We start from the raw sequence: 16,024 nt of genomic DNA on the forward strand, positions 1-16,024 counted from the left end.
ACTACGGTCTCGGCAACGGGAAACAGTATGAGGAACTCACGCCTGAGAGCGCTGTCCGGTGTCCTTGCCGCCGGTGCGCTGATCGCCGGTCTGACCGGTACGGCGGCGCAGGCATCGGAGAACACCGTGACCGCCGCCCCGGCGGAGATCGGCATCCGGTTCAACCCGGACGGCGATGCCGGGCAGTGCGGCGGGCAGTCGGGGCAGCAGTGGGGCGCCGATCCGGCCTTCACCCGGGCGATCCGATTCGACACCGACAACCGCTCGGGCGGCTGTCAGCTGTCCTTCGGCATCTTCGACCCGGACAACACGCTCCGGGGTGCGTCCATCAGCTACGGCTTCCAGGCCAGTGCCGGTGGCGACGCGGGGCAGTGCGGAAACCCGGGCACGTATCAGATGCCGATTCAGCGGTTCCGGACCTTCGGGTCCCCGGTCCGGGTCGACGCCGACGGCAGGCCGGGCTACTGCAACCTCACCTTCACCGTCTCGGGCCGCTCCGACGTCATCCTCGAAGTGAGGTACTTCGCGGACGGCGACGGCAGCCAGTGCGTGAACTCCCTGCCCTCGGACCAGAACCACACGGCGTTCGCGGGCAGCCCGGTGACCATCGGCATTGACACCGACGGACGCTCCGGCGGCTGCCAGATGCAGCTGCGGCTGCAGAAGGTCTAGCAGTCGGGTCCCAGTGCTCCGGCCGGTTCACCACCGTGTGGTCGGCGGGGGTGCGGCGGTAGCGGGTGTACCCGGCCTCTCGGGTGCGCCCGCGCTGTCATTCCTGCCCGGGCGCGGCACAAGGCCGGTTCAGCCTGCGGCACCGCGCAGTAGATCCCCCAGTTTCAGTGCCGCCGGCAGCGGCGCCGCAGGCAACGCCAGGTGGACCGTCCGGCGCAGAGCGGGGTCGTCGACGCGGCACAGGGCCAGTTCCGCCGGGAGCGCCCAAGTGGCAAGCGACGGGACGAGGGCCACTCCCAGCCCTGCGGCCACGTAGCCGAACTTGCCTGTCCACTCCGCGATTCTGATGATCTTCCGTGGGGTGAAGCCGGCCCGGGCGCAGGCGTCGGCGAGCATGGTGGGGCGGTCGCCGTACGTGTCCTGGAGCCAGGCCTCGTCGCGCAGGTCGCGCAGATCGATCGACTCGGCTCCGGCCAGGGGGTGTTCGCGGTGGAGGGCGACGAACAGCTCGTCCTCCAGTAGAACGGCTGTCGTGGTGCCGTCGGCCGAGGGGAGGCCGGACGGATAGTCGCTCACCACGGCGAGGTCGAGCGCCCTCTCCGCGAGGCGCTCCATCAATGTGGCGCTCCGGCCTTCGACGGCGACGATCTCGACGTCCGGTCTGGCCCGCCTGAACTCCCGTAGGGCAGTGGGCACCAGCGAGATGTTGGCGGTCGCGAAGGCTCCCACGCGGAGCATTCCGCCATGGCCCGCGTGGATCACGGTCAGCTCCTGCTCCGCCCGTGACAGACGTTCCAGTACGTCCACGGCGTGCCGGTGCAGCGCACTGCCGGCCGGGTTCAGACGTACGCCACGTGGGAGCCGTTCGAAGAGCGGGCCGCCCGCCTGCTGTTCGAGGGTGGCGATCCGCCGGGACACCGCGGACTGCGTGTAGTTGAGCTGGGTCGCCGCGGCGGTGAACGACCCGGTGTCGGCCACGGCTACCAGCAGGCGCAGCGCGTCGATCCCGAACACATCTCCCCGTTCCTGAAGTTTCTGGCTTCTGGCATTCCTTCAGTGCATGGCTTCCATGCAATCTAGTCGCTGGTGGAATGTGTTGGCCCTTCGTAACGTCTTATGACGCCGCAAATTCGCAGTCCGAGGGGGAAACGTGAGTGCTCTGCCCGCCATGCTGGCCGATCTTGAGCAACTCGTGGTCTGCGAGTCCTTCTCCGCCGACCATGCGGCCGTTGCCCGCAGCGCAGAGGTGGTCGGCGCGCTCGGCGCGAGGCTGTTGGGTGCGGTGCCGGAGACGATCGTGGTCGACGGTGTGACCCACCTGCGGTGGACCTTCGGCACCCCGCGCGTGCTGCTGGTGGGCCACCACGACACGGTGTGGCCGGTGGGCTCGCTGGAGACCCACCCCTGGTCGGTGGCCGACGGGGTCGCCCGGGGCCCCGGTGTCCTGGACATGAAGGCGGGACTGGTGCAGATGTTCCACGCGCTGGCGTCCCTGCCGTCCCCGGAGGGTGTGTGCGTGCTGGTCACCGGGGACGAGGAGGTCGGCTCCCCGACTTCCCGGGGGCTGATCGAGGAGTCCGCGCGCGGTCTTGCGGCCGCCTTTGTGCTGGAGGCGTCCGCAGACGAAACGGGCGCACTCAAGACCGCCCGCAAGGGCACCTCACGGTACGAAGTCGTGGTGCACGGCAAGGCCGCCCACGCGGGGTTGGAACCGCACCTGGGGATCAACGCCGCGGTCGAGGCCGCTCACCAGGTGCTGGCCATCGCCGGTCTCGGAGCCTCGATGGGTGGCGCCGCTGCAGCCGAAGGCACATGTCCGGTACTGGGAGCCCCGACCATCACCCCCACCCTGGTGTCGGCCGGCAGCACACTCAACACCGTGCCCGCGCAGGCGAAGATCGCCGTGGACGTACGTGTGCCGACCCTGGCGGCGCAGGACCGTGTCGACGAGCTCATGCGCGGGCTCACCGCCCGGACACCGGGGGCCCGGCTGACCGTACTGGGCGGGAGGAAGCGGCCGCCGATGGAGCCCGGTTCCTCCGCCGGACTGTTCGCGCTTGCTTCCCGCATCGCGTCTGAACTGGGCCAGGAGCCACTGCGGGGAATCGCCGTCGGCGGCGCCTCGGACGGCAACTACACGGCGGCCGTGGGCTGCCCGACGCTGGACGGTCTGGGCGCCGTCGGCAGGGGTGCGCATGCGGACACCGAGCATGTGATGATCGCGACGATGGTCCCCCGTACCCAACTGCTCGCTGAACTCGTCGCCCGGACACGGCAGTAGCTCGCCCGATCCCCGTCACTCCTTCGTGAAGCAGAGGCTCATGACCACAAAGGCACCCACGCCCCAGTCGCTCTCACCCGAGGTCGCCGCACTGGCCGCGCGTCACCAACTCGGCGTGCTGGAGGGCTCGTTCGCCCCCAAGCGGCTCGGCGTACTGATGTTCCTCGCGTACCTCAACATGCTCTTCGTTCTCTCGGCGTTCTTTCTGGTTCCCGGGTTGCTGTGGTTCTGGTGGCTGCGGCGCTTCCCCAACTTCAGCAGGAAGCAGGCCGCCAAGCGTCTCCACCTGTTCGAGTACGGGATGATCGTGCAACCGCAGTCCGGGGATGGCATGACCGCCTTCCGTTGGGACTCCGCGAAGGTCTACCAGGACATCACTCAGTTGATCGTCAACGGTGTCCCCACCCCCGCCAAGTACCTCTACTCCGTGGTCGCCCCGAGCTTCGGCGGAGCTGAGATCACGGAGTTCTACGAGAGCCCCGACACCTGGGGCCCCTGGATGCAGGAGGCGGTACTCCGTGCTCAGGGGCAGAAGGTCCTGGAAGCGGTGTCGGACGGCGGGACGAGCGACTTCGGCGCTTTCTCGGTCTCGCGTACCGGCGTGGCCGCCACAGGGAAACGCGCTCTTCCGTGGTCCGACGTCCAGGAGATAGTCGTCATAGGAGGCAGCGTCCGCGTCATGAAGTCCGCCGAGTCCAGCCCCTGGTTCACGGCCAAGGTCAGCGGTGTCGCGAATCTCCACCTCTTCCTGGCTCTCGCCGAAAGCCTCGGCGGGAAGTAGCCGACGCACTGAACGCCCCGTGGATCGCGGGGCGTTCAGGTCGGAAACGGTGCGGCTACCAGATCGCCTCGACCCACTCCGGGTGGTCGATGAACGGGTTGCGGTTGTGCTGGTAGGTGTCGTAGATGACCTGGTTGCGCTTCTCCTCGAAGGCGCTGGGCGGGTCCGCCTCGCTCCAGGCCTTGAGCACGGCGAGCTTGCCCATGTACGGGTTGCTGCCGTTGCCCACCTTCTCGTTGGGCTCCAGGTCGGCGAAGCCGTCGTCACCCTCGTAGCGCACGGCCATGTAGAGGATCATGCGGGCCACGTCGCCCCGGTCCGCGGCGCGCGGCGCGAAGGAGTCGGAGTCGACGGTGCTGCCGCCGCCGTTGGTGACGGTGCTGCCGCCGTTGTCGAAGTCCAGGTTGCCACGGGTGCTGTTGACCTGGACGTCGCAGGGGCGCAGGTGGTGCAGATCCGTGCCGGGGCCGGTCACCTCGCCGAAGTCGCCGTGGGACTTGGCCCAGGTGTGCTCGCGGTTCCAGTCGCCGACGTCGCCGCCGTTGAGGGTCTTGCTGCGCGAGACACCGCTGTACAGCAGGATCACGTTGCTGCTGTTGTTCGGGTCCTGGTCGGTGACCTTGAGGGCGTCCCAGACCGCGGAGTACGAGATCTTCGTCTGGCTGCTGATGATCGTGTGCAGCGAGGACTTGAGGGTCGTGCCGGTCTTGCCGACCGCGTTCTTGTAGTACGTCGCGTCGTAGGCGGTCGTTGTCGCGCCGGCCGGGGTCGCGGTCATGGTGGGGATGGCGAGGGCCGCCAGGACGGTCGACGTGGCGAGCGCCACGGTCTTCCAACGGCGGGTGCGTATCTGCGTCGCGGGCATCGGGGGTGTCCGTTCTACGCGTGTCGAATGGGGGAGGCATTCGGGAGCGTGACATGGACATGCGTTTCAGGCAATGAACTGCACGTGTCTGTTGGGTGACTTAAACCGGCAACTCGGTTGATTTCGGCGCCATTTGACGCGCGTAGAGCGAAACGGGGGCCCTTGACCGGCGTTCCGGTCAAGGGCCACTCGGTCAGCTGACGTCCGACGCGTCCAGACGGTAGATCGAGGACGCGGACGAGCTCGATGAGTCAGACGAGTTGGACGAGTTGGACGAGTTGGACGAGTTGGACGAGTCAGTGGGCGACTCCGTCGACGCGCTGCCGCTGTACTCGCTCTCCTGCACCGCCGTGCCGTGCTCCTGCACCCAGGCCGTGACCTCCGAGCTGAGGCTGGAGCCGCCCATGCCGCCCCCGCCGCCCATGCCGCCGCCGAGCTGGATGTAGTGCAACTCGCCCTTCTTCACCAGCTCCTTGAGCTTGGCCAGGGTCATCGCCTTGTCGGTACCGGTCCAGCCCCACATGGAGATCACCGGCTCACCGCTGCTCACGATCAGCTGCGCCGCACCCTGCGAATTGGACACCGCCAGCAGCCACTTGGCGCCGTCCTGGTGCTTCTTCAGGTACGTGATCAGCTCGCTGTCGGCGCCGCCGCCCATGCCGCCCCCGCCGCCCGTACCTCCGCCGCCGGCCATGCCGCCGGGCTGCCCGCCCTGCTCACCGGTGCCGCCGGGCGCCCCGCTGGGCATACCGCCACTGGGCGGCGTACCCATCTGACCGCCCTGCCGGCCGCCTTGTTGCTGACCGGCCTCGGCCTGGCCACCCTGTTGCTGACCCTGCTGCCCGTTCTGCTGCCCCGGTCCGCCGCTGCCGCCGGGGAAGCCGCCGCCCGTGCGACCGCCGCCACCCCCGCCGCCACCCGGGCCGCCCATGCCGCCGCCCGTCGAAGGCCCCGCCGTCGGGTTCGTGCCGCCCATGCCGCCGCCGCCCGTCGCGGAGGTCTCCGCGAAGGAGTACGCAGCCGGGCCGGCCACCGCCGCGACGATCGCCGCCACCACGGAGGCCGCCAGGAGTTGCACTCGCCGTCCGCTGCGGAAGACCAGCAGACCCGTGATCGCCAAGCCCATCACCACGGCGATCGTCGGCCACAGCCACGCGTTCCAGTCGGCGCTCCGGCGCAGCAGGACGATCGACCAGACGCCGGTGACGCCGAGGGCCAGCGGGAGTACCCACACCCACCGCTTGTCGGTGCGGAACGCGCGCAGCAGGAGGACGCCGCCGCCACCGCACAGCGCCGCGATGCCGGGCGCGAGGGCGGTCGTGTAGTACGGGTGCATCGTGCCCTCGGCCATGGCGAAGGTGAGGTAGTGCAGCAGCGTCCAGCCGCCCCACATGAGTAGTGCGGCGCGAGTCGCGTTCGTACGCGGGGCTCGGCCGCAGAGCACCAGGCCACCCACCAGCGCGATGCTCGCGAAGGGGATCAGCCATGAGATCTGGCCGCCGAGGATCTCGTTGAACATCCGGCCGATGCCCGCGGTCCCGGAGAAGCCGCCGCCTCCGCCACCACCGCCCCCGCCGTTGCCCTCGCCGCCGAGGACGCGGCCGAGGCCGTTGTAGCCCATGATCAGGTTCCAGGCGCTGCCGTCCGTCGAGCCGCCGATGTACGGGCGTTCGTCGGCCGGTACGAGGGTCACGGCCGTGGCCCACCAGAAGCTGGCCACCGCGAGCGCGACGCCCGCGAGCAGCAGGTTCACGATCCGCTTCACGAGGCCCACGTTGGCCGCGTACAGGTAGACCGCGAAGACGGCGGGCAGTGCGATGTAGCCCTGGAGCATCTTCGTGTTGAAGGCGAGGCCGAAGCACACCGCCGAGCCGATCAGCGGCAGCAGCTTGCCGTCGCGCGTGGCGCGCAGGGCGAGGGCCGCGCCGGCCACCATCAGGCAGACCAGCAGCGTGTCGGGGTTGTTGTCGCGGTTGATGGCCACGGTGATCGGGGTGAGCGCCAGGACCAGCGCGGCCACGGTGGCCGCCGCGTGCCCGAACACCCGCTTCACGCAGGAGTGCAGGATCCAGATGGTGCCGAGCGCGGACGCGATCAGTGGCGCCATCATCTGCCAGGTGCCGTAGCCGAACAGGCGGCAGGACAGGCCCATGACCATGAGGACGAAGGGTGGCTTGTCGACGGTGAGGAAGTTCCCCGCGTCGAGCGAGCCGAAGAACCACGCCTTCCAGCTCTGCGTGCCGCTCAGCACGGCAGCGCTGTAGAAGCTGTTGAGGCCGGAGGAGGAGAGGTTCCAGGAGTACAGGGCCCCGGCCAGCAGCATGATCGCGAGCAGCGCGGGCAGCGACCAGCGCGGCGCCTTCTCGGGCGTGCCGGGCACGCCTGACGCGGTGGGGGCCGGTGGAGCCACGGGCGCCGCGGGATCGGCGGCAGCGGGGGTGGTCTCCGGAGCGTGGGGGTGAGGGTCGGTGGCAGATGTCACCAGCGAATCGTGCGAACGGGGAGTGGGCGGGGACTGTGGTGCACCTGGGGACCGGCTGTGAATTCTGGAAACAGTGCGTTACGTGTGGTGCATGCTCTCCCCAAAGAAGTGTGGCCAGGCGTACAACCATTCGTACGTGCATGTGAGTCAAAGGAGACCAGCGTGCCGGGGGCAGGCTGACGTCTTTCACGGGGATGGGGAACCTCCATGACTCACACTCACCACATATCCGCGGGCCGCCGCATATCCAGATCGGCGAGATCAGCGCGTGCTCGCGTACTCGGCGGTGCCGCTGTCTGCGTCACGACCGCGCTGGCCCTCCTGGCCACCGCCGCACCAGCCAACGCGGCCCCGGCGGCCGTCAGTTGTACGTCCGCCAAGGCCGGCCTCGCCACCAAGCTGAAGCGGGACATCACGTCCGCCCTCGCCGGGCGCCGAGGCTCCATCAGCATCGGTGTCTACGACCGCACGACCCAGACGACGTGCGCGTACCGGGCGCAGACCGCCTTCGACTCCGCCAGTGTCGTCAAGGTGACCGTCCTGGCGACCCTGCTCTGGGACGCCCAGAAGACCCAACGCGCCCTGACCGCCCGGGAGAAGAGCCTCTCCCAGGCCATGATCACCAAGTCGGACAACGCCGCGACCACAAAGCTGTGGAGCCAGCTGGGCCTGACGAAGATCAAGGGCTTCCTCACGGCCGCCGCCATGACCCAGACCAAACCCGGCGCGAACGGCTACTGGGGGCTCACCCAGATCACCGCCCGCGACGAACAGAAGCTCCTCATGCTCACCACCCTCACCAACCGGGTCCTGAGCGACAACTCCCGTGCGTACATACAGAAGTTGATGAGCGAGGTCATCGCGTCCCAGCGCTGGGGTACGCCGAAGGGCGTGCCCTCGGGTGTCTCCGTGCACGTCAAGAACGGCTGGCTGCAACGCGCCTCGTACGGCTGGCGGGTGCACAGCATCGGTACGTTCAAGGGCCGTGGCCACGACTACATGATCACGGTGCTCACGCACGGCAACAGCACCTGGAACTACGGCATCGCGACGATCGAGGGCGTCGCCAAGGTCGTCCACCGGGATCTCGCGGCGAGCTGACCGCGAACCGGCTGCACTTCACCGCAGCGCCTCTCGGCCGTCACCGACCCGCCCTACGGTGACGGCCATGCGCCTGCGAACCCTGCGAAGCCCTCGAACCCTGCTCGCCACCGTCACCGCCGGTCTGGCGGCGGCCACCTGCCTCACCGCCGCCGGACCGGTGAACGCCAACTCCCGCACAGATACCGCCTGTTCGCCCGCCGTCTCCATCGACCGCTTCTCCGACGCGCTCGACAAGACGACGTACGACGGCACGTTCGTCGGCAACCTCTCCGCGCTCGCGGTCGACCGGAACGGCGACCTCGCCGCCCTGTCCGACCGCTCCTCCCTCTTCACTCTCGACCGGAGAACCCTGACCCCGACGAGCGTCGTCCCCCTCGCCGACGAGACGGGCGCCGCGCTCGACTCCGAGGGTCTGGTCGTCGACCTGGACGGCACCCGGCTCGTCTCCTCGGAGACGGAACCCTCCGTGCGCCGTTACTCCCGCGACGGCCGCATCCTCGGCCGCCTCCCGGTGCCGGACGCGCTCCGTGTCACCCCGGCCGGCCGCGCCACCGCCAACCAGACCTTCGAGGGGCTCACGCTCCTCCCCGGGGGCCGTACGCTCCTCGCGTCCATGGAGTACGCGATCTCCGGTGACTCCACCGGCATCGTCCGCTTCCAGACCTGGGAGCGGCACGGGAAACGGTTCGCACTCGGCGCCCAGTACGCCTACCGCACCGACACCGGCCTGGGCGTCCCCGAGGTCGCCGCCACCCCCGACGGCCGCCTCCTCGTCCTGGAGCGCGGTTTCACCGCCGGCGTCGGCAACACGGTCCGCCTCTACCTGGCCGACCCGCGCCACGCCACGGACACGAGCGGCGTCGAGAACCTCACCGGTCAGGGGGACACCGTCGAGGGCGGCGTAAGGCTGATCAAGAAGACGCTTCTCGCCGACATCGTGAACTGTCCGTCACTGGGAGCGACCGCCAAGCAGCCCCAGCCCAACCTGCTCCTCGACAACATCGAGGGCATGGTGATCACTGGCGGCACCTGCGGATCCCTGCGCGTCCTCCTGGTCAGCGACGACAACCAGAACGCCGTACAGACGACCCGCTTCTACTACCTGCGCGTACGCGCCTGACCGCGCCCTCCGACTGTTGCGGAGGGATGAAATCCGCTTCCGCCCGTGTTGGTGCTTACCGGCGGAGTGCGGAATCGCGGATCTACGGAAGGCGCCGGAGTGGCAGAGCAACGGGGGCGGAAGCCAGGACACGAACCTGTATCGGAACAGGAGCCGGTATCGGTACAGGAACCTGTACCGGAACAGGAGCCTGTACCGGTACCGGGATGGGCGCGGCGGCTGGTCGGATACGCCTGGCGGTATCCGAAGGACGTCGTGCTCTCGATCGGTGCGTCCCTCGGCGGTATGGCCCTCATGGCGCTGGTCCCGCTGATCACCAAGGTGATCATCGACGACGTCATCGGCGGCGAGAGCCGCTCCATGGCCCTCTGGGCGGGCGCGCTCGTCGTCTCCGCCGTCCTCGTCTACGTCTTCACCTACATCCGCCGCTACTACGGCGGCCGGCTCGCCCTCGACGTCCAGCACGACCTGCGGACGGAGATGTTCGAGACGATCACCCGGCTCGACGGGCGCCGCCAGGACGAGCTGTCGACCGGGCAGATCGTCGGACGGGCCACCAGCGACCTTCAGCTGATCCAGAGCCTCTTCTACATGCTCCCGATGACGCTCGGGAACGTGCTCCTGTTCCTGATCTCCCTCGCGATCATGGCCTGGCTGTCGATCCCGCTGACCCTGGTCGCCCTCGCCGTCGCCCCCGCCCTGTGGATCGTCGCCAAGCGCAGCCGTACGAAGCTCCACCCGGCCACCTGGTACGCGCAGGCCCAGGCCGCCGCCGTCGCCGGTGTCGTGGACGGCGCCGTGACCGGCGTACGCGTGGTGAAGGGGTTCGGGCAGGAGGACCAGGAGACCGGGAAGCTCAGGGAGGTCGGGCGGCGGCTCTTCGCGGGGCGGCTGCGGACCATCCGGTTCAACTCCGTCTACACCCCGGCCCTGCAGGCCGTGCCCGTGCTCGGGCAGGTCGCCATGCTCGCGGTGGGTGGCTGGCTGGCCGTGGGCGGGCACATCACGCTCGGTACGTTCGTCGCGTTCTCCACCTATCTCGCCCAGCTCGTCGGGCCGGTGCGCATGCTCGCCATGGTGCTGACCGTCGGGCAGCAGGCGCGGGCCGGTACCGAGCGCGTCCTGGAGCTCATCGACACCCGGCCCACCATGTCCGACGGGCACAAGGACCTCCCCGCCGACGCCCCGGCCACCGTCGAGTTCGACGACGTGTCGTTCGGCTACGACGACGACCGGCCCGTACTCTCCGGGCTGACCTTCGAGATCCGGCCCGGCGAGACCCTCGCCGTCGTCGGCTCCTCCGGCTCCGGCAAGTCGACCGTCTCCCTCCTCCTGCCGCGCTTCTACGACGTGACGCGCGGCGCCGTCCTCATCGGCGGCCACGACGTCCGCGAGCTGACCCTCGACTCCCTCCGGGCCGCGATCGGGCTCGTCCCCGAGGACTCGTTCCTCTTCTCCGACACCGTCCGCGCCAACATCGCGTACGGCCGTCCGGACGCAACCGACGAACAGATCCTCACCGCCGCGCGCGCCGCCCAGGCGGACCGTTTCATCGCCGAGCTGCCCCACGGCTACGACACCAAGGTCGGCGAGCACGGCCTCACCCTCTCCGGCGGCCAGCGCCAGCGCGTCGCACTCGCCCGCGCGATTCTCACCGACCCCCGGCTCCTCGTCCTCGACGACGCGACGTCGGCAGTGGACGCGCGGGTCGAGCACGAGATCCACGAGGCGTTGAAGCACGTCATGGAGGGCCGGACGACCCTCCTCATCGCCCACCGCCGCTCCACCCTCGGCCTCGCCGACCGCATCGCCGTCCTCGACGGCGGACGCCTCGCCGACCTCGGCACCCACGACGAACTCCAGGCCCGTTCCGCCCTGTACCGGCGGCTGCTGACCGACCCGGACGAGCTGGGCGGCGTCTCGCCCGGCCGCGCCCTGCCCTCCTGTCCGCCCGAGGACACCTCCGTACGGGACGAGCTGGACGCCGAGTTCGACGCCGAGCGCGGGGTCACGCCCAGGCTGTGGAACGGCGACCGCGAGCCCAAGGACACCGCGTTCGTCGGGATGCCGGCCACGCCCGAACTCCTCGCCCAGGTCGAGGCGTTGCCCCCGGCCGCCGACACCCCGGGCATCGACGAGGCACGCGCGGTCACGCCCGAGGAGTCGTACGGGCTGAAGCGGCTGCTGCGCGGCTTCGGGAGGCCGTTGCTGGTGAGCCTCGGGCTTGTCGCCGTGGACGCCGGGATGGGGCTGCTCCTGCCGATCCTGATCCGGCACGGCATCGACTCGGGCGTCTCCCAACTCGCCCTGGGCGCCGTGTGGGCGGCCTCCGCGCTCGCCCTGGTGTCCGTCGTCGTCCAGTGGGCGGCGCAGATCGGTGAGATGCGGATGACGGGCCGTACCGGCGAACGCGTGCTGTACGCACTCCGGTTGAAGATCTTCGCCCAGCTGCAACGCCTCGGACTCGACTACTACGAACGGGAGTTGACCGGGCGGATCATGACCCGGATGACCACGGACGTCGACGCGCTGTCGACGTTCCTGCAGACCGGGCTGGTCACCGCCTTCGTCTCCGTCGTCACCTTCTTCGGCATCATGGCCGCCCTGGTGGTGATCGACGTCCAGCTCGCGTTCGTCGTGTTCGTCACCATCCCGGTGCTGGTCGTCGGCACGTTCTACTTCCGCCGGGCGAGCGTGAAGGCCTACGAACTCGCCCGTGAGCGCGTGTCGTCGGTCAACGCCGACCTCCAGGAGTCGGTGTCCGGGCTGCGGATCGTGCAGGCCTTCCGGGGCGAGCGGACGGGCAACGAGCGGTTCGCGGAGGGCAGCGACAGCTACCGCCAGGCACGCGTGCGGGGACAGTGGCTGATCTCCGTGTACTTCCCGTTCGTGCAGCTGCTGGCCTCGGTCGCGGCAGCGGCGGTACTGATCGTGGGGGCGGGGCGGATCGACAACGGGACGCTGACGACCGGTGCGCTGGTCGCCTACCTCCTCTACATCGACCTGTTCTTCGCGCCCGTGCAGCAGCTCTCGCAGGTCTTCGACGGGTACCAGCAGGCGACGGTCTCGCTGGGCCGGATCCAGGAACTCCTCCAGGAGCGGACCTCGACCGAGGCGGCCGAGGAGCCGTTGGATGTGCTGTCCCTGCGTGGTGACATCGCCTTCGAGGGCGTGGACTTCGCGTACGGGTCCGGCGATGACGCCGAAGAGGCCCTGAGCGGCGTCCAGTTGACGATTCCGGCCGGGCAGACCGTCGCCTTCGTCGGGGAGACGGGCGCCGGCAAGTCGACGCTCGTGAAGCTGGTCGCCCGCTTCTACGACCCCACCGGCGGCCGGGTCACCGTCGACGGCACCGATCTGCGCGCCCTCGACATCACCTCGTACCGCCATCGCCTCGGGGTGGTGCCGCAGGAGGCGTACCTGTTCCAGGGGACCGTGCGGGACGCCATCGCGTACGGGCGGCCGGATGCCACCGACGCCCAGGTGGAGGCGGCGGCGCGGGCGGTCGGGGCGCACGACATGATCGCCACGCTGGAGGGCGGCTACCTCCACGAGGTCGCCGAGCGCGGACGCAACCTCTCGGCGGGGCAACGCCAGCTGATCGCGCTGGCCCGCGCGGAACTGGTCGACCCGGACATCCTGCTCCTCGACGAGGCGACGGCGGCACTGGATCTGGCTACCGAGGCCCAGGTCAACCAGGCGACCGACCGCCTCGCAGGCCGCCGTACGACCCTGGTCGTCGCCCACCGCCTCACGACGGCGGCCCGCGCCGACCGGGTCGTCCTCATGGACCACGGCCGGGTCGCAGAGGACGGCACCCACGAGGAACTCCTCGCCCTGGACGGCCAGTACGCCGAACTGTGGCGCACGTTCGTGGGCGCGGCGGAGGAGCCGGAGGAACCGGTCATCTCATCCCGCTGAGGGCCGGTAGGTCTGGCGGCCACCGGCTTGCGCAACCGTTCGACAGGTGCCGTGCGTCCGTACATCAGTACGACGCACGACTAATGTCATGGGTGGCGGCTGGAGGGGGAGACGGTGAGTGGTGGTTCGGTATGGCGGCGGATGGCGCTCGGACTGGCCGTGCTGACCGCGTCCGGGATGCTCTCCCTCGCGAGCCCGGGCACAGCCGAAGCGGCGTCGACGGCCTCGACGGCCTCGGCGGCGCCGGCGTGCTCCGGCCGCAAGACGCGGACGCTGGCCTTCTCCACCGGCGAGGTGCACATATACCGGCGCAACGGCTACGTCTGCGCGGTGACCATGCCCAAGCGCCCGGGGGCCCGCCAGTGGATGTCGGTGAGCGTAAGGGCGCGCGGGGGGCGTCCGGTCGTCGACGAGGGGACGTTCTCGAAGCGGGCCGGCCCGGTGACCGTGCACGCGGGGCGGCGGCAGGTGTGGGTCAAGGGGGCGGTGGGGCGGGGATCGGTCAGTTCTGGCTGGATTCGGTGCTGAGGATCTTCCCGGACCCCTAATTCCTGATCCCCTGCCCGAGGGATTTCCCTATCTCCCCTGGTGCACCGGTAGTTGCTCCGATAGCTTCCGGCGCACAGATGTCTCACAGGGGAGGGTGCATGCGCAAGGCGCTCAGATGGCTGCTCGCGCTCGCCGTGTTCATAGGCACGATGAGTACGGCGGGAGCGGCCACCGCCGCTCAGCCGGAAGCCGGATCCAGCACCAAGAGCGGTACCAGCACTGCCAGTTCGGACATCAAGGACCAGCTTCTCGCGATCCCGGGCATGAGTCTGATCCAGGAGAAGCCGTACACCGGCTACCGGTACTTCGTCCTCAACTACACCCAGCCGATCGACCACCGGCACCCGTCCAAGGGCACGTTCCAGCAGCGCATCACCGTCCTGCACAAGGACGCCTCGCGCCCGACGGTCTTCTTCACCGGCGGATACTCCGTCAACACGAACCCCACTCGCAGTGAACCGACGCGGATCGTCGACGGCAACCAGGTCTCCCTGGAGTACCGCTTCTTCACTCCGTCCCGACCCGACCCCGCCGACTGGTCCAAGCTGGACATCTGGCAGGCGGCCAGCGACCAGCACCGCGTCTTCACGGCACTGAAGAAGATCTACGCCAAGAAGTGGCTCTCCACGGGCGGTTCCAAGGGCGGCATGACCGCCACGTACTACGAGCGTTTCTACCCGCGTGACATGGACGGCGTCGTCGCGTACGTCGCTCCCAACGACGTGGTGAACAAGGAGGACTCGGCGTACGACCGGTTCTTCGCCAAGGTCGGCACCAAGGAGTGCCGCGACCGGCTGAACGCCGTACAGCGCGAGGCGCTCGTCCGCCGGGAGCCGCTGGAGAAGAAGTACGCGGAGGTCGTCGCCGCCGAGGGCTTCACCTTCACCACCATCGGCAGCCTGGACCGCGCGTACGAGGCCGTCGTCCTCGACTACGTCTGGGGCTTCTGGCAGTACAGCCTGCTCGCCGACTGCGAGTCCATCCCGGCGGACGCGAAGAACGCGACCGACGACGACATCTGGACCTCGATCGACACGATCTCCGGGTTCTCCGCCTACACCGACCAGGGCCTGGAGCGGTACACGCCGTACTACTACCAGGCGGGCACCCAACTCGGCGCGCCCGACATCAAGTTCCCGCACATCGAGAAGAAGTACATCCGCTACGGCTACCAGCCGCCGCGCAACTTCGTCCCCCGGGACATCAGCATGAAGTTCCAGCCGTCGGCGATGCGTGACGTCGACAACTGGGTCAAGCACCGTGCCCAGCACATGCTGTTCGTGTACGGGCAGAACGACCCGTGGGGCTCCGAGCCGTTCCACGTCGGCAAGGGCGCGAAGGACTCGTACGTCTTCACCGCCCCCGGCCTGAACCACGGCGCGAACGTCGCGGGTCTGGTCCCCGAGCAGAAGGCGCTCGCCACGGCCCGCATCCTGGAGTGGGCGGGCGTCGCCTCGACCGCCGTCCGGTCGAACCCGTCGGCGGCCAAGCCGCTGGCGACGTACGACGCCAGGCTCGACAAGCGCAACATCGAGCGGGAGCCCACGCTGCGGCCGTAACGACCGTGGAGAGTACGGGTAGTTGATGATGGAGGGGCCCGGTGGCAGCTGCCACCGGGCCCCTCCACCGTCGTGTGATCAGCTGCCGATCGCGGCCGGCGGGCGGCCCGCCATCAGCCGGTTGACCAGGGCCAGCAGCAGGTCCCGGCTGTCGCGCCGGTCCCGGAGGTCGCCCATGAGGACCGGGACGGCCGGGTCGAGGTCGAGCGCGTCCCGCACCTCGTCCACCGTGCGGTCCCGCACCCCGTGGAAGCAGTTGACGCCCACCACGAACGGGACACCACGGCTCTCGAAGAAGTCGATCGACGCGAAACTGCTCTCCAGCCGCCGGGTGTCCGCGAGGACGACCGCGCCGAGCGCCCCGTGCACCAGGTCGTTCCACATGAACCAGAAGCGTTCCTGGCCGGGCGTCCCGAACAGATACAGGACGAGGCGGCTGCTCACCGTGATCCGGCCGAAGTCCAGCGCCACGGTCGTGGTGGTCTTCCGCTCGACCCCGTCGAGGTCGTCCACGCCGAGGCCCGCGACGGTCAGCTGCTCCTCGGTGTGCAGGGGCGGGATCTCGCTCACGGAGCCGACCATGGTGGTCTTGCCGACGCCGAAGCCGCCCGCGATCAGGATTTTCACCGCGGCGGGCGCGGTGGGCGTCCCGGCCATGGCCACCTGTGCCCCGGGCTGTGACCCGGCCTG

12 protein-coding genes are annotated in these 16,024 nt (G+C 69.4%); 8 read left to right on the top strand and 4 right to left on the bottom strand.

Annotated elements, in window-relative coordinates; translation table 11 throughout:
* The first annotated feature begins 27 nt into the window (after window positions 1-27).
* Complete coding sequence (locus OG734_RS31455; protein WP_330290816.1) at window positions 28-672, top strand: hypothetical protein; 645 nt, start codon at window positions 28-30, stop codon at window positions 670-672.
* A gap of 129 nt (window positions 673-801) precedes the next feature.
* Here OG734_RS31455 and OG734_RS31460 read toward each other — a convergent pair whose 3' ends face one another.
* Complete coding sequence (locus OG734_RS31460) at window positions 802-1,686, bottom strand: LysR family transcriptional regulator (protein ID WP_330290817.1); 885 nt, start codon at window positions 1,684-1,686, stop codon at window positions 802-804.
* Window positions 1,687-1,840: 154 nt separating this feature from the next.
* Here OG734_RS31460 and OG734_RS31465 point away from each other — a divergent pair, with 154 nt between their 5' ends.
* On the top strand, window positions 1,841-2,953 hold the full coding sequence (locus tag OG734_RS31465; protein WP_330293856.1) for a M20 family metallopeptidase: 1,113 nt from the start codon (window positions 1,841-1,843) through the stop codon (window positions 2,951-2,953).
* A 40-nt stretch (window positions 2,954-2,993) separates the two neighbouring features.
* Entirely contained in the window at window positions 2,994-3,734 is a 741-nt protein-coding gene (locus OG734_RS31470; RefSeq protein WP_330290818.1) for a DUF6585 family protein, read from the top strand.
* A 55-nt stretch (window positions 3,735-3,789) separates the two neighbouring features.
* On the opposite strand, the gene OG734_RS31475 is transcribed toward OG734_RS31470, so the two are convergent.
* Both OG734_RS31475 and OG734_RS31480 read right to left on the bottom strand, forming a co-directional pair.
* Window positions 3,790-4,599, bottom strand: a complete 810-nt coding sequence (locus OG734_RS31475) for an endonuclease I family protein (protein WP_330290819.1) — start codon at window positions 4,597-4,599, stop codon at window positions 3,790-3,792.
* Between the two features lie 193 nt (window positions 4,600-4,792).
* Window positions 4,793-7,081 carry an ArnT family glycosyltransferase gene (locus tag OG734_RS31480; protein ID WP_330290820.1) on the bottom strand — a complete coding sequence of 763 codons (2,289 nt, stop codon included), beginning with the start codon at window positions 7,079-7,081 and terminating at the stop codon, window positions 4,793-4,795.
* 207 nt (window positions 7,082-7,288) lie between these two features.
* Between OG734_RS31480 and OG734_RS31485 the strand changes: the two genes are divergently transcribed.
* From OG734_RS31485 to OG734_RS31505, 5 genes are all read left to right on the top strand, one after another.
* Complete coding sequence (locus OG734_RS31485; protein ID WP_330290821.1) at window positions 7,289-8,182, top strand: serine hydrolase; 894 nt, start codon at window positions 7,289-7,291, stop codon at window positions 8,180-8,182.
* Between the two features lie 67 nt (window positions 8,183-8,249).
* Complete coding sequence (locus tag OG734_RS31490) at window positions 8,250-9,305, top strand: esterase-like activity of phytase family protein (RefSeq protein WP_330290822.1); 1,056 nt, start codon at window positions 8,250-8,252, stop codon at window positions 9,303-9,305.
* A 99-nt stretch (window positions 9,306-9,404) separates the two neighbouring features.
* Window positions 9,405-13,226 (top strand): ABC transporter ATP-binding protein, encoded by a 3,822-nt coding sequence (locus OG734_RS31495; protein WP_443064954.1) that lies wholly within the window; start codon window positions 9,405-9,407, stop codon window positions 13,224-13,226.
* Between the two features lie 141 nt (window positions 13,227-13,367).
* Window positions 13,368-13,754 (top strand): hypothetical protein, encoded by a 387-nt coding sequence (locus tag OG734_RS31500; RefSeq protein WP_443065111.1) that lies wholly within the window; start codon window positions 13,368-13,370, stop codon window positions 13,752-13,754.
* Between the two features lie 119 nt (window positions 13,755-13,873).
* Entirely contained in the window at window positions 13,874-15,334 is a 1,461-nt protein-coding gene (locus OG734_RS31505; protein WP_330290825.1) for a S28 family serine protease, read from the top strand.
* A 78-nt stretch (window positions 15,335-15,412) separates the two neighbouring features.
* On the opposite strand, the gene OG734_RS31510 is transcribed toward OG734_RS31505, so the two are convergent.
* The gene (locus tag OG734_RS31510; protein WP_330290826.1) at window positions 15,413-15,991 is read right to left on the bottom strand and encodes a GTP-binding protein; all 579 of its coding nucleotides are present in this window, start codon (window positions 15,989-15,991) and stop codon (window positions 15,413-15,415) included.
* Window positions 15,992-16,024 lie beyond the last annotated feature (33 nt).

This window comes from Streptomyces sp. NBC_00576, from assembly GCF_036345175.1.
In the GTDB taxonomy this organism is placed as follows: domain Bacteria; phylum Actinomycetota; class Actinomycetes; order Streptomycetales; family Streptomycetaceae; genus Streptomyces.

What these genes read in the sequence shown, in the direction of transcription:
- OG734_RS31510 (WP_330290826.1), bottom strand. Translation starts at nt 15,991, where the DNA reads ATGGCCGGGACGCCCACCGCGCCCGCCGCGGTGAAAATCCTGATCGCG.
- OG734_RS31475 (WP_330290819.1), bottom strand. Translation starts at nt 4,599, where the DNA reads ATGCCCGCGACGCAGATACGCACCCGCCGTTGGAAGACCGTGGCGCTC.
- OG734_RS31465 (WP_330293856.1), top strand. Translation starts at nt 1,841, where the DNA reads ATGCTGGCCGATCTTGAGCAACTCGTGGTCTGCGAGTCCTTCTCCGCC.
- OG734_RS31455 (WP_330290816.1), top strand. Translation starts at nt 28, where the DNA reads ATGAGGAACTCACGCCTGAGAGCGCTGTCCGGTGTCCTTGCCGCCGGT.
- OG734_RS31490 (WP_330290822.1), top strand. Translation starts at nt 8,250, where the DNA reads ATGCGCCTGCGAACCCTGCGAAGCCCTCGAACCCTGCTCGCCACCGTC.
- OG734_RS31505 (WP_330290825.1), top strand. Translation starts at nt 13,874, where the DNA reads ATGCGCAAGGCGCTCAGATGGCTGCTCGCGCTCGCCGTGTTCATAGGC.
- OG734_RS31500 (WP_443065111.1), top strand. Translation starts at nt 13,368, where the DNA reads ATGGCGCTCGGACTGGCCGTGCTGACCGCGTCCGGGATGCTCTCCCTC.
- OG734_RS31470 (WP_330290818.1), top strand. Translation starts at nt 2,994, where the DNA reads ATGACCACAAAGGCACCCACGCCCCAGTCGCTCTCACCCGAGGTCGCC.
- OG734_RS31485 (WP_330290821.1), top strand. Translation starts at nt 7,289, where the DNA reads ATGACTCACACTCACCACATATCCGCGGGCCGCCGCATATCCAGATCG.